The following is a 22405-nucleotide window of genomic DNA, read 5'->3' as shown; positions in this document are numbered from 1 at the left end:
AATGCATAAAGACTCGGCCACGTCACACCAAAATCGTTGACAATCCGAAGCGGGGTACGTACGTTCCCCAAGTGAGGGGATCACCCGGTCCCCTCGGTCGTAGCAACGACGCGACGACACGAAAGGTGAGCATGGGCGCTCGACTGACCGTGCGAGACGTGAACCTGCATTTCGGTGGTGTCACGGTGCTCGATGAGGTGGGCTTCGACGTGGAGCCCGGCCAGATCCTGGGGCTCGTCGGCCCGAACGGTGCGGGCAAGACCTCGCTGTTCAACTGCATCAGCGGGCACTACAAGCCCAGTGCCGGTTCCATCCAGATCGACGGCACCGAGGTGCTCGGCGACCACCCCTCCACGCTGGCGCGGCACGGCCTCGCGCGCACGTTCCAGCACCCCGCGCTGCAGCTTCGCGAGACCGTCCTCGAGAACGTCATGCTGGGCGCCCACAAGCGGCTGCCGGGCGGGCCCATCGCGTGGTCGGTCCGGATGCCGTTCACGTGGCGCTCCGAGAAGGAGATGCGCGCCGAGGCGCTCGCGCTTCTGGAGCGCAGCGGGCTCGGCTGGGCCGCCGGCGAGCGGGCGGATGAGCTCTCGCACGGCCTGCACAAAGGCATCGAGCTGTGTCGCGCGCTGATGATGAAGCCCAAGCTGCTCCTGCTCGACGAGCCGGCGGCTGGTCTTCCGCACGCGGAGGTCGAGCACCTCGTCGAGACCGTCCTCCGCATCCGCGACGAGGACGACATCACGGTCATCGTCGTCGAGCACAACATGGGCCTCATCTCAGCGCTCACCGACCACGTGGTGGTGCTCGACCACGGCCGGAAGCTGATGGAGGGCACGGCCGCGGAAGCGCAGTCGGACCCCCGCGTCATCGAGGCGTATCTGGGCAAGGAGGAATCGGATGACGCTGCTTGAACTCGTCGACGTGACGGCGTCGTACGGTCGCGTGCAGGTGCTCGAGGGGGTGTCGCTCTCGGTGCCCGACGGCGGTGCGGTGGGCATCCTCGGCGCGAACGGCGCGGGCAAGACGACCACGCTGCGCGCCATCAGCGGCGTCGTCCGCACGGGCGGCACGATCCGGTTCCAGGACAAGGACATCCGCGGGCTCCGTCCCGAGCAGGTGGCGGCCCTCGGCATCGCCCACGTTCCCGAGGGACGTGGAACCCTGGGGAATCTGACCGTCCGCGAGAACCTGATGGTCGGCGCCTACCTGCGCAAGGACAAGAAGAAGGTCGCGCAGGACGTGGACTACCTCATCGAGCTGTTCCCGAACCTCAAGCGGCGCATCGGGCAGCCCGCCTCGGCGCTCTCCGGCGGCGAGCAGCAGATGCTCGCGGTCTCGCGAGCGTTCATGGCCTCGCCGACCCTGCTCGTCCTCGACGAGCCGTCGCTCGGCCTCGCACCGAGCACGGCACGGGACGTCTACGACGCGATCTCCCGACTGCGAGCCGAGTCGGGAATCTCGATGCTCGTGGTCGAGCAGAATGCGACGCTCGCCTTCTCGGTCGTCGATTCGGCCGTGGTTCTCGAGACCGGCAGAAGCGTGCTCACGGGCACCACGGAAGAACTGCGGGGCGACGACGCCATCCGCAAGGCGTATCTGGGGGCATGAGATGAATCAACTGGCGACATTCATCCAGCTCATCATCGATGGGCTCGCGCAGGGATCGCTCTACGCGGCCCTTGCGCTCGCGATCGTCCTGGTCAATCAGGCCACGGGCCTGGTGAACTTCGCGCAGGGCGGCATGGCGGTCCTCGGCGCGTACATCGGACTCACGGCGAGCAATCTCGTGACGCCCGTCGTCGGGCTGTTCGCGGGGATCACCATCGGCATCATCGTCGCCGTCGCGGCGTCGTTCGGCATCGGAGCCCTCATCGAGCGGTTCGTGATGCGCCGGTTCATGGGAGCCGAGGTCGACACCCAAGTGGTCGTGACCATCGGACTGTTCACGTTCATCGGCGGGTTCATCGGGATCGTGTGGGGCTTCAACTACATCCCGTACCCGTTCTACATCTCGGGGAACGAGAGCTTCACCGTCCTCGGGGTCTCGATCAGCGTGTGGTCGATCACGACCTTCGTCACGATCCTGGCGCTCATGATCGTCCTGCAGCTGCTGTTCCGCGGAACGAAGCTGGGACTGGGGCTGCGTGCGGTCTCGGACAACTCCGACTCCGCCGCGCTGTCGGGCATCCGGGTCGGCGGCATGCTCATGATCGGGTGGGGTCTGGCGGCATCGCTGGGAACCGTGGCGGGCGTCCTGCTCGCGGCGAAGGCGCAGCTGTACCCCGACAACTTCGACGGCATCCTCGTCTACGCGCTCGCCGCGGTCATCATCGGCGGCCTCGATTCGCCGATCGGCGCGGTGCTCGCCGCCTGGGTCATCGCGATCGTCGAGAGCCTCGTCGGAGTGTACGTGCCGTTCATCGGCCATGACCTGAAGGTGATCGTGCCGTTCGTCTTCCTCTTCGCCGTGCTCATCATCAAACCTCAAGGGCTGTTCGGCCGACGACAGGTGGTGCGTGTCTGATGTCGACGCAGCAGAGTCTCTACGCTCGGGTCGCCGAGAACCGCTGGACGGGCCTTGCCGTCGGCATCATCATCACCGTCATCCTGCTCGTCCTGCCGCTTGTCTCGGACCCCTTCACGAACCAGACGATCTCGCGGATCCTGGTCTTCGCCGTCGCGGTCCTCGGGCTCAACATCGTCATGGGGTATGCCGGCCAGGTGTCGCTCGGTCAGGTGTTCTTCGTCGGGATCGGCGCCTACGCCGCGGCGATCACCATCGAATCCGACTGGGCCGCCGCGCTCGGACCCGATCTGCTGCTGCTCGTGCTCGTCGTGGCCCTCGCGCTGGCGATCGTCCTTCCGGGCGTGGCCGGGGTCATCATCGGGATGGCCGCCCTGCGGCTGCGCGGTCTGGCCCTGGCGCTCGTGACGATCGCGCTCCCCATCATCGGCGTCCCGCTCCTCAAGCGTTTCGAGATCACCGGCGGCTCCGAGGGCATGTCGGCCCGCTTCATCCCACGGACCGACAGCTTCCCGTACCAGGACCAGATCCAGTACTTCGCGATCCTGGCGATCTCGGCGATCATGTTCGCACTCGCGTACTTCCTCGTGAGAGGAAAGTACGGCCGGGCCTTCGCCATCGTGAAGGAGAACGAGGCGATCGCCGCCTCGATGGGCATCTCGCCATACGGATACAAGGTGCTCGCGTTCACGGTCGCCGCGATCTACGGCGGCGTCGCGGGCTTCCTCTACGTCGTCGCGATCCAATTCGTCTCGCCGGACGTCATGGGCTTCGGCCACTCGATCGAGCTGGTCATCGCCACGATCGTCGGCGGCGCGGGCAGCATCGTCGGATCGCTCCTCGGCGGTGCCTTCTACGTCCTCATCCCGCAGCTCACCAACGCCGTCGGAGCGACCGGGTACACCCCGATCGTCCAGGGCATCATCATCCTCCTCGTCCTGTTCCTGCTGCCGGGGGGCCTCGCCAGCCTGCCCCGCGTCATCCGCCGCCTCGTCAGGCGCCGTCGTCGGCAGGACGACAGCGACGGCGACGGCGCCTCGGCCTCAGCACCACCCAACCACCAAGAGAGAGAGGCAATCCAATGATCACCACCGCAAGGGGGCGTCGTGTTCTCGGAGTCGCCGCCGCCATCGGCATCGCTGCCGTGGCGCTGGCCGGCTGTGCGCGAGGAGGCGACTCCGGCTCGACCGACGATGGTGAGACCGCGGCGTCGCCCGGAATCACCGATGACTCGCTTCTGTTCGGCATCAGCACACCGCTGACCGGAGCCACCGCTGGTCCCGGCAACTGCACCGCCGACGGCGCGCTGGCGTACTTCGGCATGCGCAACGCCGAGGGCGGCATCGAGTTCGGCGACGGGAAGACCCGCACGATCGAGATCAAGACCTACGACGACGAGTACAACCCCGAGAAGGCCGCGGCGAACTTCCAGCAGATGGTCGCCGACGACGTCTTCGCCGCGGGCATCGGCCTGGGCACCCCGACCAACCGGGCGTGGCGCGAGGCGGCCATCGAGGAGGGCATGCCGCAGGTGCTCATCATGACCGGCGACAAGATCTTCTCGACGCGTGAGGAGTCGCCGTGGCAGCTCGGCCTCGTGCCGACGTACCCGCAGGAGGGTGCCGCGTTCGGTGAGGCCCTCGTCGCCTCGGGCGAGGAGTACACGGTCGCCGCGCTCTACCAGAACGACGACTACGGACTGGGCTACTGGGAGGGCTTCCAGGAGGCCGTCGCCGGGTCGGACAACATCACCATCGTCAAGGAGCTCAGCTACGAGCCCGGGCCGGCCGGCAACACGCCGAACTACCTGGAGCCGCAGATCACCGAGCTGGCCGCGACGAACGCGGACGTGCTGTTCCACGCCGTCTCGGTCGTGCCCCGTGCGATCGAGGATCTGACGAAGGCCGACGCGATCGGCTGGAACCCGGTGATCTTCCTGCCGTCCAACACCGCCTCGCCGGGCGGAGTGCTGACCCCCGCGGGTGTCGACGCCGACACCTACCCGGGTGTCTATGCGGCCGGCTTCGCGCAGGCGGCCGCCGCGCCGCCGTTCGCCGAGACCCCCGAGGGTCAGGAGTACTTCGACGCGATCGCCGAGTACGCCCAGGGTCCCGACCAGGACGGCAAGTCGTTCCCGCACTGCCTCTGGTCGTGGATCGGAGCGGAGATCCTCGAAGAGGCGTTCACCAACATGACCGAGCCGACGCGTGAGTCGTTCTACGACGCGCTCACATCGATCGACAGCCTCGACCTGGAGTTCGCCTTCGGACCCATCAACACCACGACGGACGGCCTCCCCGCCATCCAGACCGTGGTGCTGCAGAAGTTCAACGGCGCGGGATACGCCAACGTCGACGTCGTCGAGTGACGATTCCGACATCGGGGCGGGCCGAGTCCACTCGGTCCGCCCCACCGCGGAACTGAAGCGGCCCTCCCCTTCCCGGGAGGGCCGCTTCTCGGCGTGAGAGGGGCGTCGTCACTCCAGGCTGCGCAGCACTGCGATGATCCCCGAGAGGTGATCGTTCGTCGCCCGGGCGGCGCCGTCGGCGTCGCCCGCGAGGATGGCATCGATGATGGCGACGTGCTCAGGCGCGGAGCTCGCGGCGCGTCCGGGCAGGAAGCTGAGCCGGAACTGATGGCGCGCGGATTGCGCGCGCAGGCGCTCCAGCAGCTGTGCCGCGATGGCGTGGCCGCTGATCTCGCGGATGCGTCGGTCCATTTCCTGGTGAAGCGAGGAGTAGCGCGGCAGGTCCGCCGCGTCGACGGCAGCCTGGATCTCGGTGCGAAGGCGCCGAAGGTCGGTCGCGCCGGCCGCGGTGAGGTTCTCGGCGGCCTTTCGGGCGACGAGCGACTCGAGGCCGACGCGAACCTCGACGATCTCGACGGCTTCCCCGACGGTGATCGCACGCACGCGGGCGCCGCGATTCGGCAGGCGCTCGACGAGTCCTTCGCCCGCCAGGTTCATCAGGGCAGCGCGGACCGCCGCACGGGATGCGCCGAAGCGGTCGCTGATGTCGGCCTCGATGAGGCGCTGATGCGGCGCGAACTCCGCGCCCAGGATCGCATCACGCAGCTCCTGGGTGAGGTCCGGCTGCGCCGACTTGTCGGCTCCGGGCGCGGTGCTCCCCGTCATCCGATCGACCTCCTCGTCACCGGACAGCACGGCGTCGTGATGTCCGGTTCGAGACTAGCCGTCGACGCCGGGATTGTCGACGAAGTTCGCGCCAATCGGGGAGATCATCGTGTCGACACGCGAGAGGGACGCGGTGCGACGGGAGCACGCCATCCGGACGCCCGTGAGGTGGGGCCGGGCCCCGCGTCGGGACGTCCCGACGCGGCTCAGGAGGCCGCGGCGTCCGGGGTCGTGTCGGGGTAGAGCCGGTCCACGAGCTCCAGCCCGCGGCGCGCCCAGTCGATCTCGACCTTGGCGCGCTCGACCAGTCCCTGATACGCGAAGCGCTTGTACTCGATCGTGCGCTCGCGCTCGGCATCCGGTGTCACGGCGAGTCGGCGCACGAGCATCGGGTTCGAGAGAGCATCGATGTGACGGAGTTCGCCCTCGAACTGCTCGAGTTCGCTCTCCCACTCGGCGATGTGTCCTTCGAGGAACCGCCGCGCGTCGTCGGGTTGCGCCGCCTCGAGATAGGCGGCGCGCAGATGAGCGGGATCGCGGACCCGCTGATAGGACAGCGGGCTGCGCATCCACTCGAGGAACGCCTGCTCGCCGGCGTCCGTGACGTGGTAGACGATTCGCGTTCCGCGCTCGCCGCGCGTCTGCTCCTCGGGCTCGATGAGCCCGTCGGCGTTCATCTTGCGCAGCTCGGGGTAGATCTGCGAATCGGGCGCGTACCAGACGTGCCCGACCGACTGCGCGAACTGCTTCTGCAGGTCATAGCCAGACAGCGGTCCCACGCGCAGGATCGCCAGGAGCGCGTACCGCAGGCTCATCGGCATCCCCTTTCGTGCCGTCACACGTTATCAACTGGTGGAAATGGTGCGGGGGAGGGCGGACGCGCGCGCGTCCGCCCTCCCCCGAGCTGATGGGTCAGGACTCCTTGTAGCCGGTGCGCCAGCCGCCGTGGTAGGTCTGGCGTGCGACCGTCGAGTACGGCACGGGCGAGACGACCGCGCGGACCTCGAGCTGCTTGTGCGGCTCGACCGAGGCCTTCTTGGTGCCGCCGTTCGGCTCGCCCCACACGACCGTGACCTCGGCGCCCTCGGGCACGTCGGGGTTGACCGTGCCGAGCGAGAGCGCGCGCTTCTCGTTGGAGCTGTAGCCGGTGAACATCGAGAACCCGATGTCGTTGCCGGCGGCATCCTTCACGGCGTCGTAGTTCGCCGACCCGTAGTTGGCCAGCGGCAGGTCGAAGAACTTGTAGCTCTCGCCCTCGGTGTCGAACAGCGACGCGAAGATCTTCGTGACGTCCTCGGGGTTCCACGCCAGCGTGACCTTGCGCTTCTGCGTCTCGGGGTCGACCTTCTCGAGCGCGTCACGGCCGATGAAGTCGTGGTCGAACTTCACGAACGAGCCGTACCCGAGCTCCCACGGGGTCAGGTAGTAGTCCGAGATGTCATCCGACACGAAGGATCCGGCGAGCGTGCCGGTGGCCTCGTAGCTGTCGACGCCGAGCCACTTGCGGTAGCCCGCCTCCTCGGCCCCGGAGTAGATGGCCGGCAGCGGCGAGGGGATCCACCCCGACTCGAGTGTGTTCGAGGGGTAGGCGCGCGATCCCACAGGGACGAGGCCGAACTCGGCGCCCGCCTCGACGATGAGGTCGCGGATGCGGTGGTGGTCCTCGTAGGGTCCCCAGATCTCCAGTCCCGGGGCGCCGGCCATGCCGTGACGCAGGGTGCGGACGTTCATGCCGCCGATCTGCATCGTCGACATGCTGAAGAAGCGCAGCTGCTCGAGCGGGCCGCCGTTGAGCTTCTCGATGACCTGCCACGCGGTGGGGCCCTGGATCTGGAAGCGGTAGTAGCGGCGGGCGACCGCGTCGCCGTAGGGACGCGAGGGCGAGCGGCGGTCGACCTCGACCTCGAGGTTGGCGTAGCCGCCGGTCTCGCCGTGGTACATCAGCCAGTTCGAGGCGGGTGCGCGGCCGACGTAGACGTACTCGTCCTCGGCCTCGCGGAAGAGGATGCCGTCGCCGATGACGTGGCCGGACGCCGTGGTCGGCACATACTGCTTGGCCTTGTTGACGGGGAAGTTGGCGACCGAGTTGATCGCGGTGTCGCTGATCAGCTTGATGGCGTCGGAGCCGCGCAGGAACACGTTGTCCATGTGGTGCGACTGGTCGTAGAGCACCGACGTGTCGCGCCAGGCCTTCTGCTCCTTGATCCAGTTCTGGAAGTCCGCGGGCACGACCGGGTAGATGTACGACCCGATCTGCGAGTTGCGGAGCAGCTCGACCGGGTTGGTCTGGTCGAGCAGCTGCTGAAGGTTTTCAGCCATGGGATGAACCTCTCTGTTCGTTGGTGGTTCTCTGGTGAGTCGCGGCCTGCCGCCGCGTGCGTCAGGGTCTGTCGGTGAAGACGATGGTGTGGTTGCCGTGGCGGATGACGCGGTCCTGGGCGTGCCATTGGACGGCACGGCTGAGGACGGCGCGTTCGACGTAGGCGCCGCGGGCCTGCATGTCTCCGGCGGTCATGGCGTGGTTCACGCGGGCGACGTCCTGCTCGATGATGGGGCCCTCGTCGAGGTCCTTCGTGACGTAGTGCGACGTGGCGCCGATCAGCTTCACGCCCCGCTCCCTCGCCTTGCGGTAGGGGGCTGCGCCGATGAAGGCGGGAAGGAACGAGTGGTGGATGTTGATGACGGGGACGCCGACGTTGTCGAGGAAGTCCTCGCTGATGATCTGCATGTAGCGGGCGAGGACGATGAAGTCGACGTTGTCCTTCACGAGCTCGAGGATCTTCGCCTCGGCCTCGGACTTGTCCGGCCCCTGGCTGGGGACGTGGAAGAACGGGATCCCGAACGTGCGGACGTCCTCGGCGGTGTTGGTGTGGTTGGAGATCACCATCGGGATCGTCACGGGCAGCTCGCCGCGCCGGTGACGCCACAGCAGCTCCAGCAGACAGTGGTCCGACGTGGACACCAGGATCGCCATCCGCTTCGGGATGGACTGGTCGGTCAGCGTGAACTGCATCCCGAACGGCTTCAGGGTCTTGGCGACATCGGCTTCGATGTCGGGCATCGCGGCGGCGAGGTCGGGGCGGTGGAACACCACCCGCTGGAAGAAGTCGCCGCCCTCGGGGTTCGAGGAGTACTGGTCCAGGGTGACGATGTTGCCCTTGTTGCGGGTGACCAGTGCGGTGACCGCGGCGACCAGGCCCGCCTGGTCGGGGCCGTGGACGGTCAGGCAGGCGTGGTCCTTCAGGGACTCGTGATGGATCGGCATGCGAACTCTCTCCCGGTCACTTCGCGACGAAGTCGCGCGCCCAGTCGGCCGTCGCGAGCAGTCCGCCGAACGTGTACATGTGCAGCTTCACCGTCCCGGAGGCTTCATCGGCTTCGAGCAGGCCGGACAGGTCGGTGACGAACCGGTCCGGGCCCGCGGTGCCCATCAGGTTGGTGAGCGAGAAGCCGTACTTCTTGACGATCATCGCGTTCGCGCCGACGCCGAACCGGCGGGCGAAGTTGATCAGCCGCTTGATGCCGGCGGGCCCCGGCGTACCGATGCGGATCGTGGCCGTGATGTCGCGGGCCCGGACGGCGTCGATCCACGACATCACCGGGTCGGTGTCGAACGCGAACTGCGTGAGGATCGTGCAGTCGAGGTTCTGCTCCCCCAGCGAGGCGACCTTGTCGTCGAGGTGGCGCCACAGCACATCGGTCTTGATGTCGGGGTGTCCTTCGGGATAGCCCGCGATCGAGACCTCCTTGACGCCGTACTGCTGCAGGATCCCGGTTCGGATCACGCTCAACGAGTCGGGATAGGGGCCCTCGGGCTCGGCCGGGTCGCCGCCCACGGCGAACACATGCTCGGTCGCGCCGACCTCCTGCAGCCGGCCGAGGAACTCCTCGAGCTGCGCCTGGCTGCCCAGGCGCCGCGCGGAGATGTGCGGGACCGGGGTGAACCCGAGATCCTTCACGGCCTTGGCCGCGGCCACCCGCATATCGAGATCCTCGTTCCCGAGGAACGTCACATTGATCTTCGTCCCCGCCGGGATCGCGTGCGCCGCCTCCTGCAGACCCGGGACATCCTTGCCCGTCATCTCGAGCGAGAAGCCCTCGACGAGGTCGATGGCAGCGGCGGTGTGGGAGTGAGCGGTGCTGGTCACTGGTGGGAGCCCTTCGTTCTCAGCCGGAGCGCCTCGTTGCGCTTCCGTGGATCACAATACCTATGTGCATAGGGAATGTCCATAGGTAAATCACCACGGTCCGGTCCGTCGTCAGTATCCGTGCTGAGTGCGACTCGATGATCTGAGGATTCCGCTGATCGGAAGCGCGCGGTCGTCGTTCGCTCGGTTTGGCGTTGCGATGTGCGCGCGTCGTGCAGGACGCCGGCGTGACGTCGCCTCCAACGGCGGAGCCGCGGATCAGGCCTCGTGTTCGTGTTCGAGGGCGGCGGACCGGGCGAGGGTGCGCTCGACGATCTGGAGGTCGCGCAGCTCCTCGAGCATGCGGTGGAGCAGCGCGTTGAAGTGCTCGACATCCTCCTCCGCGACGTGCGAGAGGATGAGCTCCTGGCCGCGCATCGACACCGGCATCATCTGGTCGTGCATCTCGGCCCCGTCGACCGACAGGTACAACGGCCGCGACCCGCGCGGGCCGTCCGAGAGCACCAGCAGATCGCGCTGCACGAGGACGTTCACGCTCTTGGAGACGATCGCCTTGTTCACGGCGAGGAATTCCGAGAGCTCGGTGGCCGAGCAGCCGGGTCGCATTGCGAGAGCGGAGATCACGCGCCACTCGTTCGTGCCCAGGCCGAAGCGTCGACGCAGCTCGTGCGACTCGCGCCATACCAGCGCGTTCGAGAGCAGGGCGAGGAGGCGCGGCGTGAACGACTCGGGGTCGATGGTCACCTCGAGCGGTTCGACGATCGTTCCGGGCGGAAGAGGCGGCCGCGGGGGCTCGACGACGTCAGTGGACATGCCGCTCCTTTCGTGGGTCGAGTCTGTCAGACGAACGTGGGGCACCGCGTCTCGTCCGAGCGCAGTGCCCCACGTGCGTCGTGGCCTCAGTGGGCCATGGCCGCCAGGGCGTCGGGATCGATCGTGGCGATCGATCGGGTGTCCTGGAAGGCGCGGACGCCCTCGATGCCCTGCTCGCGTCCGAACCCGGACTGCTTCATGCCGCCGAACGGGGCGCGCAGGTCCAGGCGCGTCGCGCCGTGGTCGTTGACCCACACGTACCCGCACTCCAGCTGCGAGCCGACGCGGCTGGCGGCCTCGGGCGAGTCGGTCCAGACGCTGCCGCACAGGCCGCCCCAGGTGTCGTTGGCGAGCGCGACGGCCTCATCCTCGGTGTCGAACGGGATGATCGGGATGACCGGGCCGAACTGCTCCTGCGTCACGACGCGAAGGCTGTGATCGGGGTCGACCACGATCGCGGGCCGCAGGAAGTTGCCGCCGGCCATGTCGCCGCCGGGCAGCGTCCCGTACTCGCGCACGTCGGCGCCCGCGTCCTTGGCCTCCTGGATGATCTCCTCGACGAACGCCTTCTGCGCCGGCTGGTGCAGCGGGCCCATGGTGGTGCCCTCGTCCAGTCCGTAGCCGATGACGGCCTTGTCCAGCCGGGCGGCGAGACCGTCGACGACCTCGTCCATGCGTGAGCGGTGCACGTAGATGCGCTTGGCGTTCATGCAGATCTGGCCGGTGGTGTCGAAGATCGCCGCGTAGAGCCGGTCGAGGTGGGTGTCGTCGAGGACGGCGTCCTCGAGGAACACCGCCGCGTCGTTGCCGCCCAGCTCGAGGGTCACGCGGGTCAGCGTCTTGGAGGCCATCTCCATCATGCGCTTGCCGCCGTTGACCGATCCGGTGAAGCACACCTTGGCGATGTCGGTGTTCTGGATCAGCGCGCCCATGTTCTCGTCCTTGCCGGTCACGACGTTCAGGACGCCGGGCGGCAGCTTCTCGGCGACGCGCTGCACGACGCGGGTCGTGGCCAGGGGCGCCGAGGGCGGCGGCTTCACGATCGCGGTGTTGCCCGCCAGCAGCGCGTGCGGGAGCGAAGCACCCAGGATCGCGATCGGCCAGTTGAACGGCACGATGACCGTCACGGCGCCCAGCGGCTGGTAGGCCACCTCGGTCGAGACGGGGATCGCCCCGGGGACGACCGGCAGGGTGTGGCCCTTGTCGACCTCGTCTGCGAGCATGAGCGCGAGGTTCCAGCGGATCTCGAACACGAGGGCGTCGATCCAGCCCTCCATCCGGATCTTGCCGTTCTCCTGCGACAGGATCGCCGCGTCCTCATCGCGGTCGTCCGCGATGCCGGCGATCGCCTCGGCCATCTTCGCCGCGCGCTCCTGCGCCGACAGGGCCGCCCAGGCCGGGAAGGCGGCGTTCGCGGCCGCCACGGCGTCGGCGACATCCTCGGCGGACGCCGCTGCGGCCTCGCCGACGATGACGCCGGGCTTGCCGGGGTCCGCGATCTTCAGGGTGTCGGCGGTGAATCGCTCCTCCCCGCCGATGAACAAGCCGGTCCGCACTCCCGCGGCCGTGCTCAGGGTGTCCGTCATCGAAATCGCACCTCTCTGTGTCTCTCGCGCCGACTGCAGCGTCGCCGCTCCTTCGAGCATCCCTCCGGTCGGAAGGGATGTCAACAGGTTTAGAACTATTCCTGTTTACGAGTAAATCAGATTGTGCTAGCGTCACTCGCGTCGCCCCGGTGAAGCCGCCGGGACGCACGAGTGAGAGTCGACGGAGACCTGCTCCCGCAGCATCCGATCGGCCCTTCGTGAACTCAACGAGGAGGCATGGATGGGTACGCATACCCTGGCGACGGGACCCCGCCCGAGCGTCGAAGATCTCGAGGACCTCGCGTTCGAACTCCGCACGAAGCTGCTGCAGCTGTGCGGGACGTACGAGGGAGCCGTCCACATCGGCGGAGACCTGTCGGCCGCCGACGTCTTCACCGCGCTGTACCACTACGGCCTGCGCGTGGATCCCGACGACATCGCCAACCCGGCGCGCGACCGCTTCGTGCTGAGCAAGGGCCACGCAGCCGTCTGCATGTACATCGCCATGGCCATGCGCGGGTTCTTCTCGTACGAGGGCATCGTCGAGACCTACGGCCAGCTCGACAGTGCGTACGGCATGCACCCCTGCAAGGTGCAGCTGCCCGGCGTCGAGTGCTCGACCGGATCGCTCGGCCACGGACTGCCGCTGGCCGTGGGCATGGCGCTCAGCGCCCGCCACCGCCGCGAGGACCACCGCGTCGTGTGCCTGCTCGGCGACGGCGAGACCGGTGAGGGAAGCGTGTGGGAGGCCGCGATGGCCGCCCGCAGCAACGAGCTCGGGAACCTGGTCGCCTTCATCGACCGCAACCGTCAGCTCATGACGAGCTTCGCCGAGGAGCGCGTCGTCTTCGAGCCCTACCCCGACAAGTGGCGGGCCTTCGGCTGGAACGTCGTCGAGGTCGACGGCCACGACATGGGCCAGCTGGTCGAGGCGATCGATGCGCTGCCGGCGACCGACAGCGACCGCCCGACGGTCGTCATCGCCGACACGGTCAAGGGCAAGGGCGTCGACTTCATGGAGCACAACCTCGCCTGGCACGCAGGATCCCTCGGCGCCGCCGACCTGGAGCGCGCCCTCGCCGCCCTCGAGTCCACCCGCAAGAAGGAGAGCGTCTGATGCCTGTCACCTTCACCTTCGGTGAGTTCCTCGGTGCCCGATCGGTCATCGGGTCGACCCTCGCCGAGCTCGGCGAGACCCACGAGAACCTGTGGGTCATCACCCCCGACATCGGGGCGACGCTCGTGGAGTTCCGCGACAAGTACCCCGACCGCTTCCTCGACGTCGGCCTCGCCGAGCAGGTGAGCGTCGGGATCGCCGCCGGTCTCGCGTACGACGGCAACATCCCGGTCGTCTCGGGCATGCTGCCCTTCCTGAGCATGCGAGCCCTCGAGCAGGTGCGCACGGACGTCTGCTACCCCAACCTGCCCGTGAAGATCATCGGCACGCACGGCGGCCTCGTCGGCAACGGCGGGTCGACCCACTACGCGGTCGAGGACCTGTCGCTGATGTGCTCGCTGACGAACATGACCGTCACCTCGATCGGCGACCCGCTGATGGTGGGCGAGATCCTGCGCCAGTCCATGACGATGCAGGGCCCCCTGTACATCCGCCTCGCGGTCGGCAAGAAGGACAAGGTGCTGTACGAGCCCGGTGAGCACGAGGTGCGCATCGGCAAGGGCATCGTCGCCCGGCAGGGCACGGATGCCACGATCTTCACGCACGGGACCACGGTCGCCCAGGCGCTCGAGGCCGCCGACAAGCTCGCCGAGGACGGTCGCTCGATCCGCGTCGTCGACATGTTCACGCTCAAGCCGATCGACGAGGACCTCATCCTGCAGTGCGCCGACGAGACCGGCGGCCGGTTCGTCGTCCTGGAGGACCACCTGGCGTACGGCGGCCTCGCGTCGCGCATCGCCGACGTGCTGGCCGACCGCGGCGTGTGCCTGAAGGGCTTCGAGCGCCTGGGCATCCCGCAGGTCTACGCCGGCTTCGGCGAGGACGAGCAGCTGCGCGACAAGTACGGCTACGGCCTCGAGGCGACCATCGCCGCCACCCGCCGCGTGCTCGCCGCATCCTGAACCGCATCCGCTCAACGGAGAGAACGATGAGAACAGTCGCCGTCACCAAGATCGGCAGTCTGCGCGACCCCGACGAAGCCACGCGGGGCAGGGTCGGCGTGGTCGACTTCCCCGACCAGCCGCTCGGGCCGGAGGACGTCCGCATCCGCGTCGCCTATGCCGCGATCTGCGGATCCGACCCGCACCTTGCCGAAGGGTTCTTCGGCACCGATGTGCCGATCGGGCTCGGCCATGAGATCTCGGGCGTCATCGAGGAGCTGGGCGAGCGCGCGCACCGCAACGGACTGCAGGTGGGCGATCGTGTCGCCGGGAACTTCCTGATGTTCTGCGGCACCTGCCGACCCTGTCAGGCCGGCGCGCAGCAGTTCTGCGAGAACATCCAGGACTACAACCGGCCCGGCATGGCCGAGACGATCGTGTGGCACGAGTCCCAGGTGTACAAGCTGCCCGACGACGTGTCGCTGCTGAAGGGGTGCCTGCTCGAGCCGACCTCGGTCGCCGTGCGCATCGCCGACAAGACCCGCATCCGGGTCGGCGACCGCGTCGCGGTCTGCGGCGGCGGCCCGATCGGCCAGCTCGCGCTCCAGGTGATGAAGATGTACGGCGCGACGTCCCTGACGATGATCGAGCCGATCGCCGAGCGTCGCGAGATGGCCCTGCGCCACGGTGCCGAATTCGCCGTCGACCCCGTGAACGAGAACCAGTTCGAGCGCGCCGACGAGATCACCGACGGCCGGGGGTACGACGTCGTGATCGACGCCTCGGGCTCGCCGCGTGCGGTGAAGGGCCTGCTCGACATCGCGGCCAAGGGGGGCATGGTCGTCTACGGGGCGATGTACCCGCACGACTTCGAGATGCCGCTGAACCTGTCGGATTACCTGTACCTCAAGGAGCTCACGCTGACGGGCGTGTTCGTCTCGCCGTACGCGTTCCCGCGGGCGCTGCAGGTGCTGCCGCACCTCGACGTCGACGAGCTCACCGAGGCGGTCTTCCCGCTCGAGCGCGCCGAGAAGGCGTTCGAGGTGCACGTCAGCGGCATCTATCCCAAGGTCGTGATCCGCTGCAACGACGTCGCGGACGTGGTGTCATGAGCGACCCGGTCCCGGCTTCCGGCACGCTCGCCCTCGAGGCCAGCGGCATCGTCAAGCGGTTCGAGGGCGTCCATGCGCTGGACAACGCGCGCCTCGACGTGCGCCCCGGCGAGATCCACGCCCTGCTGGGCGAGAACGGGGCCGGAAAGTCCACCCTCATCAAGGTTCTGACCGGTCTGTACGAGCCGGACGCCGGTGAGATCAGGGTGCGCGGCGAGAAGGCCGAGTTCGACAACGTGCGCGAAGCCAACGACGCCGGCATCGTCGCGCTCTATCAGGAGCTGTCGATCATCCCGACCATCAGCGTCGCCGAGAATATCCTGCTGGGTGAGCAGACCCCGACGAGCGGCGGCATCGTGCAGTGGGGGGCGCTGCGCAAGCGTGCCCAGGAGCAGCTCGACAAGATCAACAAGAAGATCCCGCTCGGCAAGCTCGGCTTCGAGCTGTCGCCGGTGCAGCAGACGATGGTGGCCTTCGCCCGGGCGCTCGCGACCGACGCGAAGATCCTCATCCTCGATGAGCCGACAGCCTCGCTCACCGACACCGAGATCGTCGACCTGTTCGCGGTGCTGCGGGGTCTGCGCGACCAGGGCGTGGCGATCCTCTACGTGTCGCACCGGCTCGAGGAGGTCTTCGAGCTGTGCGATCGGCTGACGATCATGCGGAACGGCCAGACGATCGTCACGAAAGATGTGGCCGAGTCGCACGTCGACGAGGTCATCTCGACCATGGTCGGCCGCAACGCCGACGAGCTGTTCCCGGCGCGGGCGACCTCGATCGGCAAGCCGGTCATGACCGTCGAGGGGCTGACCGGACGTCGCGTGCAGGACGTCTCGCTCCAGGTCCACGCCGGTGAGGTGCTCGGCGTCGGCGGACTCGCCGGGGCGGGGCGCAGCGAGCTGCTGCGCATCCTGTCGGGCGCCCAGAAGCACGTCCACGGCACCATCGCCGTGGGCGACGAGACCCTGCCGCACTCCCCGGGCGTCGCCCGCGCGCTCGAGGCGGGCGTCGCGCTCGTCCCCGAGGAGCGGCGCAGCCAGGGCGTGATGCTGAAGGCGTCGATCCAGGACAACATCGCCATCGCCAACCTGGCGTCGGTGAGCACATCCGGTGTGGTCGCGGGCGGCCGCATCATCGACATCGCCAAGCGCGGCATGGAGGACCTCAAGATCAAGGCGCGCAGTCCCCGCCAGCACGTCGGGGAGCTCTCGGGCGGCAACCAGCAGAAGGTCGTGCTCGCCAAGATGCTCGCCCGCAAGCCGCGCGTGCTGCTCATGGACGAGCCCACCCGGGGGATCGACGTCGGCACGAAGGCCGAGATCTACCGGCTCATCCGGCGACTGGCAGAGGACGGAACGGCGATCATCGTCGTCAGCTCCGAACTGCCCGAGCTCATCGGGATGAGTGACCGGATCATCATCATGCACGAGGGGCGGATATCGGGCGAGGTCCCCGCCGAGGATGCGGACGAAGAGGTCCTTCTCGCCTACTGCTACGGAAAGACCGGAAAGTGACCATGACGAACAACGACAAGGCCCCGACGACCAGCACGGTCGTGATGGGCCACGCATCGAACGCCGGGAAGTGGATGCTGCAGGCGGGGACGCTCGTCGCCCTGATCGCGCTGATCCTGTTCTTCTTCCTGATGCGACCGGACGTGTTCCTGGGGTTCACCAACGTCCGGAACATCCTCTATCAGGTCTCGATCCTCGCGATCATCGCGGCGGCGCAGACGATGGTGATGGTCGTCGGCGACTTCGACCTGTCGGTCGGCGCGAATTCCTCCCTCGCGGGAGCCACCTCCGCCGCGCTCATGCTCGGGGGGACGCCGATCCCGATCGCGATCATCGCGGGGCTGGTCGTCGGCACGCTCATCGGCCTCTTCAACGGCTATCTCGTGGCGTATCTGAAAGTGTCGGCGTTCGTCGCGACGCTCGCCTCGATGACATCCGTCATCGGCATCAGCTACCTCGTGACCGGGGGCACGACGCTGTTCAACTTCCCGCCGGAGTTCAACGCGCTCGGGCAGGGGCGGCTGTTCGAGATCCCGCTGCCGGTGTACTTCGCGGTCGTCGTCGCGGTCGCCACATGGTTCGTGCTGCGCTACACCACGATCGGCCGGCGCTGGTACGCCGTCGGCGGCAACCACGAGGTGTCGCGCCTGTCGGGCGTGAACGTGCGGCGCGTGCGCCTCATCGCCTTCGTGCTCGCCGGCACCGTCTCGGGCCTCGGCGGCATCCTGCTCGCCGCGCGGCTCGGCAGCGCCAGCGCCACCCAGGACGGCAACAACATGATGTTCGCCGTCGCCGCGGTGTTCCTCGGCATGACGATCGCCCGGTCCGGGGCCGCCAACCTCGTCGGCACGATGATCGGCGTCATGATCATCGGCGTCCTGGCCAACGGCCTCAACATCCTGGGCGTCAACGCCTACATCCAGCAGGTCATCACGGGCCTGATCATCGTGGCCGCGGTGACGCTGTCGGGACTCCGAAGCCGAGAACGCTAGCGACCCATTGCAGCGGACACCCGTTCGCCGCACCGAACCCGGCGAGCTCCCGCTCGTCGCACCAAGAAGAAACGCAGTGACAAAGGAGTAGACATGCGTAGGTCTTTCAAGGCAATGGCGGCAGTCGCCGCCGTGGCAGCCCTCGCGCTGACCGGGTGCTCGTCGTCCGGCGGCGACAGCGGAGGCGACACCGGGAGCGGCGACGAGCCGTTCCGCGTGGTGGCCTTCACCTCGGGCAACCAGACCCCCATCGGAGCGTGGTGGGTCAAGTCCGTCGAAGCGCAGGCCGAGGAGCTCGGCTGGGATCTCACGATGATCCAGGGCGACTTCGACTTCCAGAAGATGAACCCCGCCGTCGAGAGCGCGATCGGCCAGGGCGCCGACGCCGTCTTCGACGGGTACACCGACTACGCGTCGATCGGCTCGATCATCACGGCCGCGAACGACGCCGGCATCCCGATCTTCGCGATCGACTCGGGCACCGAGGCGACCGACGCCTTCGCGCTGAACATCACGACCAACCAGCAGGGCATCGTGGACCAGACCCTGGGCGCCATTTCGGACGCGCTGGGCGGCCTCGAGGGCAAGAACATCATGGTCATCGGGCACGACCCGCACCCGGGCATCCGCATGCGCTCCAACCTCGCCGCCGACGACCTGGTCGCCGCCGGTGCAGAGCTCGCCGGTGGCGAGATCCAGCAGGTGAAGTCGCCCGCGAGCGGCCGTACCGAGGCGCTCGCGCTCGTGGCCGACTACCTTGCCGCCAACCCGGACGGCCTCGACGCCGTGTGGGTCGGGTGGGACGACGCCGCCCTCGGCGCCTCGCAGGCCGTCCAGGAGGCCGGCTCGTCGGCGTTCGTGACCGGCGTCGACGCGGTGGCCGAGTCCATCGCCGCCATCCAGGCGGGGACGATGCTCGCCACCATCGAGCAGCCGTGGCCCTCGATCAACGAGGACGTCATCGCGGCGATCGTCGAGTACCAGAACTCCGGCACGATGCCCGCGAACAACTTCGAGACGGTCGACACGACGCTCGTGACCGAGTCGAACGCGGCCGACATCACCCCGTCGGACCAGCTCGAGTGACACCGATCGGCGGGGGCGCGCGATGCGTCCCCGCCGATCCCCCTCCCCGACATCCACCTGCAGCGAGGCAGAGAAGAGGAACGCGCATGCGTTTGAAGGACAAGGTCGCCCTCATCACGGGCGGCGCCAGCGGAATCGGACTGGCGACGGTCGAGAAGTTCATCGCCGAGGGCGCGAAGGTCGCCGTCGCCGACATCAACCTCGAGCGGGCCCAAGAGGTCGTCGACGGCCTCGAGCCCGGCAGCGCCGTCGCCGTGGGCGTCGACGTGTCGAAGCTCGCCGAAGTGGAGGCCGCCGTCCAGAGCGCGGTCGACGCCTTCGGAAAGCTCGACGTCATCTTCAACAACGCCGGCATCGCCGGCGGCACGCCCCTGCTGGATCAGGACCCGGCCACCGACTACGACCCCATGATCCGGGTGGATCAGGACGGGGTCTACTACGGCATCCTCGCCGCGGGACGGCAGTTCAAGAAGCAGGGCACCGGCGGCGTCATCATCTCGACGTCGTCGATCTACGGCGAGCAGGCCGCCGAGCTGTCGTTCACGTACAGCGCGGCCAAGGCCGCGGTGATCTCGTTCACGCGCTCGGCCGCGTACGAGCTGGCCGAATACGGCGTGCGCGCCGTCGCGATCACGCCCGGGCGCGTGGCGACGCCCATCATCAACCAGTTCTCCGACGAGCTGAAGGCGACCTTCGCGTCCGAGCAGCTGCGCAACAAGATGACCGCTCCCGAGGAGATCGCCAACGTCGTGGCGTTCCTGGCTTCGGACGAGGCCAACGTCATCAACGGAACCGTCGTGCACGTCGACGACGGTTACTCGGTGTTCAAGCAGCGGCTCGATCTGCCGGTCTTCTAGCAGGCGAGCATGACCTTCGAACTGGACATCGCGTGCCACCTCAGCGCGCTCGTGCCCGATCCCTCCGGTGACGAGGTGCCGGCGGTGCTCGACGCGATCGCCGAGGCCGGATATCGCCGGGTGGTGCTGCCGCCCGTGCCGCCGGACCTCGCTCTGGCCGAGAGCCTCGGTGAGGCGATCGCCGCCCGCGGTCTCGACGCCATCGCGATGTGCGGTCAGACGCCGGAGGCCGACGTCTCGTCGCCGGACCCCGACGTGCGCGAGGCCGGGCTCGCCGCGCTGCGCGATGCGCTCGCCTTCACGGTCGCGCTCGGGGCGGACCAGCTCAACGGCGTCCCCTACGCACCCTTCGGGGCCGGCGGACCGACCGGCGCCGACGCGATCGAGCGATCGGCGAAGAACGTCGGGATCATCGCGGACGAGGCGCACGAGCGAGGGGTCACGCTCACGTTCGAGGTCCTCAACCGCTACGAGACCTCTTTCGTGAACACCGCCGACCAGGCGATGCGGTATGTCGAGTTCAGCGGATCCGACCACCTGCGCATACATCTCGACACGTTCCACATGGCCGTCGAAGAGGCCGACATGAGCGCGGCCATCCGGACCGCGCTCCCGCGACTGGCGTTCCTCGAGCTCGGGCAGTCCGGGCGCGGTCTGCTGAGCCAGGGCACCGTGCCGGTCGCAGACGTCGTGCGCCAGGCGCTCGACGACGGCTACGAAGGGCGCTTCGGGCTCGAGTCGTTCTCGCGCCCGCTCATGGCCGAACCCGTCGCCGACATGCTGGCGATCTGGCGCGAGACCTACGACGATGGTGCCGTCATCGCACGCGACGCGATCGGCGTCATCCGTCAGGGATGGGCCGCCAGTACCGTGGGACGGCGTGCCCAGCGGCTGGCGCGGGGCGCCACCGGCCCCATTCCGCAGACGGTGTGAGATCCGCGCTGCACATCGACAAGGAGAATCCATGACGATCATCCAGGACACCGACGTCCTCATCGATCCGGCGGCCTTCGAGGGCCGCATCCACATCGACGGCGAGTGGGTCGACGGCGAGGGCGGGTCCATCGACTCCGTCGCGCCGGCTACCGGCGAGGCGATCGCCGCCGTCGGGCTGGCCGGTCCTGCGGACGTCGCGCGCGCGGCCCGCAGCGCCGCCGAGGCGCAGAAGGAGTGGGCGGCGCTGCCGCATCCCGCCCGCGCGGCGGTGCTTCGCAAGGCCGGGATGCTGTGGGAGCAGTACGCCGAAGAGATCTCGGGCTGGAACATCCGCGAGGTCGGCGCCATCCCGCCGCTGGCGGGTTTCGCCCTGCACGTTACGGCGGCGGAATGCTACGAGGCGTCCGCGCTGCCGTCGGCCCCCCTCGGCACCGTGCTGTCGAGCGAGGAGCCGCGCCTGTCGATGACCCAGCAGGTGCCGGTCGGCGTCGTCGGCGTCATCTCCCCGTTCAACGTGCCGCTCATCCTCGGGATCCGGGCCGTGGCCCCGGCCCTCGCGCTGGGGAACGCGGTGCTGCTCAAGCCCGATCCGCGGACCGTGATCACGGGAGGCGTCTCCTTCGTGCGCATCTTCGAAGAGGCGGGGCTCCCCCCGGGGCTCCTGCAGCTGGTCCCCGGCGGCGCGGACGTCGGCCAGGCCATGGTCGAGGACCCCAACGTGCGCGTCATCGCGTTCACCGGCTCCACGCGGGCCGGCCGCAGCGTCGGCGAGCACGCGGGCAAGCACCTCAAGCGCGCGCACCTCGAGCTCGGCGGCAACTCCGCGTTCATCATCCGCGCCGACGCCGACGTCGATCAGGCGGTGAACCTCGCCACGTGGGGATCGTTCCTCCACCAGGGGCAGATCTGCATGACGGTCGGTCGGCACATCGTGCACGAGTCGGTGTTCGACGCGTACGTCGACAAGCTCGCGGCGAAGGCGGACTCCATGGTCGTCGGCGATCCGGCCGCCGGCCCGGTGCATCTCGGGCCGCTGATCGACGAGGTGCAGCGCGACCGCGTGCACTCGCTCGTGCAGGATGCCGTGGCCTCGGGCGCCGAGCTGCGCGCGGGCGGTACCTACGAAGGGCTCTTCTACCGTCCGACCGTGCTCGCGAACATCCCCACCGACGCGCCGGCGTACTGCGACGAGATGTTCGGCCCGGTCGCCACCGTGGTGTCGTACGCGACCGACGACGAGGCGGTGCGGCTGGCCTCCGAGACCGACTACGGGCTCTCGCTCGGCATCGTCACCAAGGACGCGCTCGCCGGATGGGAGCTGGCTCAGCAGATCCCGACGGGCATCGTCCACATCAACGACCAGACGGTCAACGACGAGGCGAACACGCCGTTCGGCGGGACGGGCTCGTCGGGCACCGGCTCGCGGCACGGCGGCGTGCAGGCGAACATCGACGCGTTCACCGAGACGCGCTGGATCACGATGCGGCGCGAGCCGGGGCAGTTCCCGCTCTAGAAATCCGCGCTCCCTCGAGACACGGGGTCTTCCGCTGAGGCACGTGTCCCACTTCTGGTCGGCCGCGACAGCGGCAGGCGACCAGAAGTGGGACACGGCACGCTGAGGCGGTGGACCCCGTCTCCGTGCG

Annotated in this window: 21 protein-coding genes; 14 read left to right on the top strand and 7 right to left on the bottom strand. The window is 68.4% G+C overall.

What is annotated here, in order from left to right:
• The first annotated feature begins 158 nt into the window (after positions 1–158).
• The 5 genes from P0L94_12980 to P0L94_12960 are packed head-to-tail and all read left to right on the top strand — an operon-like array spanning position 159 to position 4895.
• Positions 159–914, top strand: a complete 756-nt coding sequence (locus P0L94_12980) for an ABC transporter ATP-binding protein (protein WES63372.1) — start codon at positions 159–161, stop codon at positions 912–914.
• Positions 901–1611 carry an ABC transporter ATP-binding protein gene (locus P0L94_12975; protein WES63371.1) on the top strand — a complete coding sequence of 237 codons (711 nt, stop codon included), beginning with the start codon at positions 901–903 and terminating at the stop codon, positions 1609–1611. The genes P0L94_12980 and P0L94_12975 overlap by 14 nt, the downstream gene beginning before the upstream one ends.
• Position 1612: 1 nt before the next feature.
• Positions 1613–2527 (top strand): branched-chain amino acid ABC transporter permease, encoded by a 915-nt coding sequence (locus tag P0L94_12970; protein ID WES63370.1) that lies wholly within the window; start codon positions 1613–1615, stop codon positions 2525–2527.
• Complete coding sequence (locus P0L94_12965) at positions 2527–3612, top strand: branched-chain amino acid ABC transporter permease (GenBank protein ID WES63369.1); 1086 nt, start codon at positions 2527–2529, stop codon at positions 3610–3612. The genes P0L94_12970 and P0L94_12965 overlap by 1 nt, the downstream gene beginning before the upstream one ends.
• Entirely contained in the window at positions 3609–4895 is a 1287-nt protein-coding gene (locus P0L94_12960) for an ABC transporter substrate-binding protein (GenBank protein WES63368.1), read from the top strand. Before P0L94_12965 ends, P0L94_12960 begins: the two co-directional genes overlap by 4 nt.
• 108 nt (positions 4896–5003) lie before the next feature.
• Here P0L94_12960 and P0L94_12955 read toward each other — a convergent pair whose 3' ends face one another.
• The 7 genes from P0L94_12955 to P0L94_12925 all read right to left on the bottom strand — a co-directional run bounded on the left by P0L94_12955 (position 5004) and on the right by P0L94_12925 (position 12207).
• The gene (locus P0L94_12955; protein WES63367.1) at positions 5004–5660 is read right to left on the bottom strand and encodes a GntR family transcriptional regulator; all 657 of its coding nucleotides are present in this window, start codon (positions 5658–5660) and stop codon (positions 5004–5006) included.
• 206 nt (positions 5661–5866) lie between these two features.
• Positions 5867–6475: a PadR family transcriptional regulator gene (locus tag P0L94_12950; GenBank protein WES63366.1), complete on the bottom strand. Its 609-nt coding sequence runs from the start codon at positions 6473–6475 to the stop codon at positions 5867–5869.
• Positions 6476–6572: 97 nt separating this feature from the next.
• Positions 6573–7979 carry a hypothetical protein gene (locus P0L94_12945; protein WES63365.1) on the bottom strand — a complete coding sequence of 469 codons (1407 nt, stop codon included), beginning with the start codon at positions 7977–7979 and terminating at the stop codon, positions 6573–6575.
• A 61-nt stretch (positions 7980–8040) separates the two neighbouring features.
• Positions 8041–8925, bottom strand: coding sequence for a formyltetrahydrofolate deformylase (gene purU / locus P0L94_12940; protein WES63364.1), 885 nt, complete (start codon positions 8923–8925; stop codon positions 8041–8043).
• A gap of 16 nt (positions 8926–8941) precedes the next feature.
• On the bottom strand, positions 8942–9808 hold the full coding sequence (locus tag P0L94_12935; GenBank protein WES63363.1) for a methylenetetrahydrofolate reductase: 867 nt from the start codon (positions 9806–9808) through the stop codon (positions 8942–8944).
• Between the two features lie 258 nt (positions 9809–10066).
• On the bottom strand, positions 10067–10621 hold the full coding sequence (locus P0L94_12930) for a helix-turn-helix domain-containing protein (GenBank protein ID WES63362.1): 555 nt from the start codon (positions 10619–10621) through the stop codon (positions 10067–10069).
• Between the two features lie 86 nt (positions 10622–10707).
• Positions 10708–12207, bottom strand: a complete 1500-nt coding sequence (locus tag P0L94_12925; protein WES63361.1) for an aldehyde dehydrogenase family protein — start codon at positions 12205–12207, stop codon at positions 10708–10710.
• Between the two features lie 241 nt (positions 12208–12448).
• Here P0L94_12925 and P0L94_12920 point away from each other — a divergent pair, with 241 nt between their 5' ends.
• The 9 genes from P0L94_12920 to P0L94_12880 all read left to right on the top strand — a co-directional run bounded on the left by P0L94_12920 (position 12449) and on the right by P0L94_12880 (position 22275).
• On the top strand, positions 12449–13324 hold the full coding sequence (locus P0L94_12920; protein WES63360.1) for a transketolase: 876 nt from the start codon (positions 12449–12451) through the stop codon (positions 13322–13324).
• Positions 13324–14286 carry a transketolase C-terminal domain-containing protein gene (locus tag P0L94_12915; protein ID WES63359.1) on the top strand — a complete coding sequence of 321 codons (963 nt, stop codon included), beginning with the start codon at positions 13324–13326 and terminating at the stop codon, positions 14284–14286. The genes P0L94_12920 and P0L94_12915 overlap by 1 nt, the downstream gene beginning before the upstream one ends.
• A 26-nt stretch (positions 14287–14312) precedes the next feature.
• Positions 14313–15377: an alcohol dehydrogenase catalytic domain-containing protein gene (locus tag P0L94_12910; GenBank protein WES63358.1), complete on the top strand. Its 1065-nt coding sequence runs from the start codon at positions 14313–14315 to the stop codon at positions 15375–15377.
• Positions 15374–16891 (top strand): sugar ABC transporter ATP-binding protein, encoded by a 1518-nt coding sequence (locus P0L94_12905; protein WES63357.1) that lies wholly within the window; start codon positions 15374–15376, stop codon positions 16889–16891. The genes P0L94_12910 and P0L94_12905 overlap by 4 nt, the downstream gene beginning before the upstream one ends.
• 2 nt (positions 16892–16893) lie before the next feature.
• Positions 16894–17883, top strand: a complete 990-nt coding sequence (locus P0L94_12900) for an ABC transporter permease (protein WES63356.1) — start codon at positions 16894–16896, stop codon at positions 17881–17883.
• Between the two features lie 93 nt (positions 17884–17976).
• Complete coding sequence (locus P0L94_12895; GenBank protein WES63355.1) at positions 17977–18969, top strand: sugar ABC transporter substrate-binding protein; 993 nt, start codon at positions 17977–17979, stop codon at positions 18967–18969.
• 86 nt (positions 18970–19055) lie between these two features.
• On the top strand, positions 19056–19826 hold the full coding sequence (locus tag P0L94_12890) for an SDR family NAD(P)-dependent oxidoreductase (protein WES63354.1): 771 nt from the start codon (positions 19056–19058) through the stop codon (positions 19824–19826).
• A gap of 9 nt (positions 19827–19835) precedes the next feature.
• Complete coding sequence (locus P0L94_12885; GenBank protein ID WES63353.1) at positions 19836–20759, top strand: sugar phosphate isomerase/epimerase; 924 nt, start codon at positions 19836–19838, stop codon at positions 20757–20759.
• 31 nt (positions 20760–20790) lie between these two features.
• Positions 20791–22275 carry an aldehyde dehydrogenase family protein gene (locus tag P0L94_12880; protein ID WES63352.1) on the top strand — a complete coding sequence of 495 codons (1485 nt, stop codon included), beginning with the start codon at positions 20791–20793 and terminating at the stop codon, positions 22273–22275.
• The last annotated feature ends 130 nt before the right edge of the window (positions 22276–22405 follow it).

The sequence above is a fragment of the Microbacter sp. GSS18 genome, assembly GCA_029319145.1.
In the GTDB taxonomy this organism is placed as follows: Bacteria; Actinomycetota; Actinomycetes; order Actinomycetales; family Microbacteriaceae; genus Microbacterium.
This window is presented reverse-complemented; position numbering and strand designations above follow the sequence as displayed.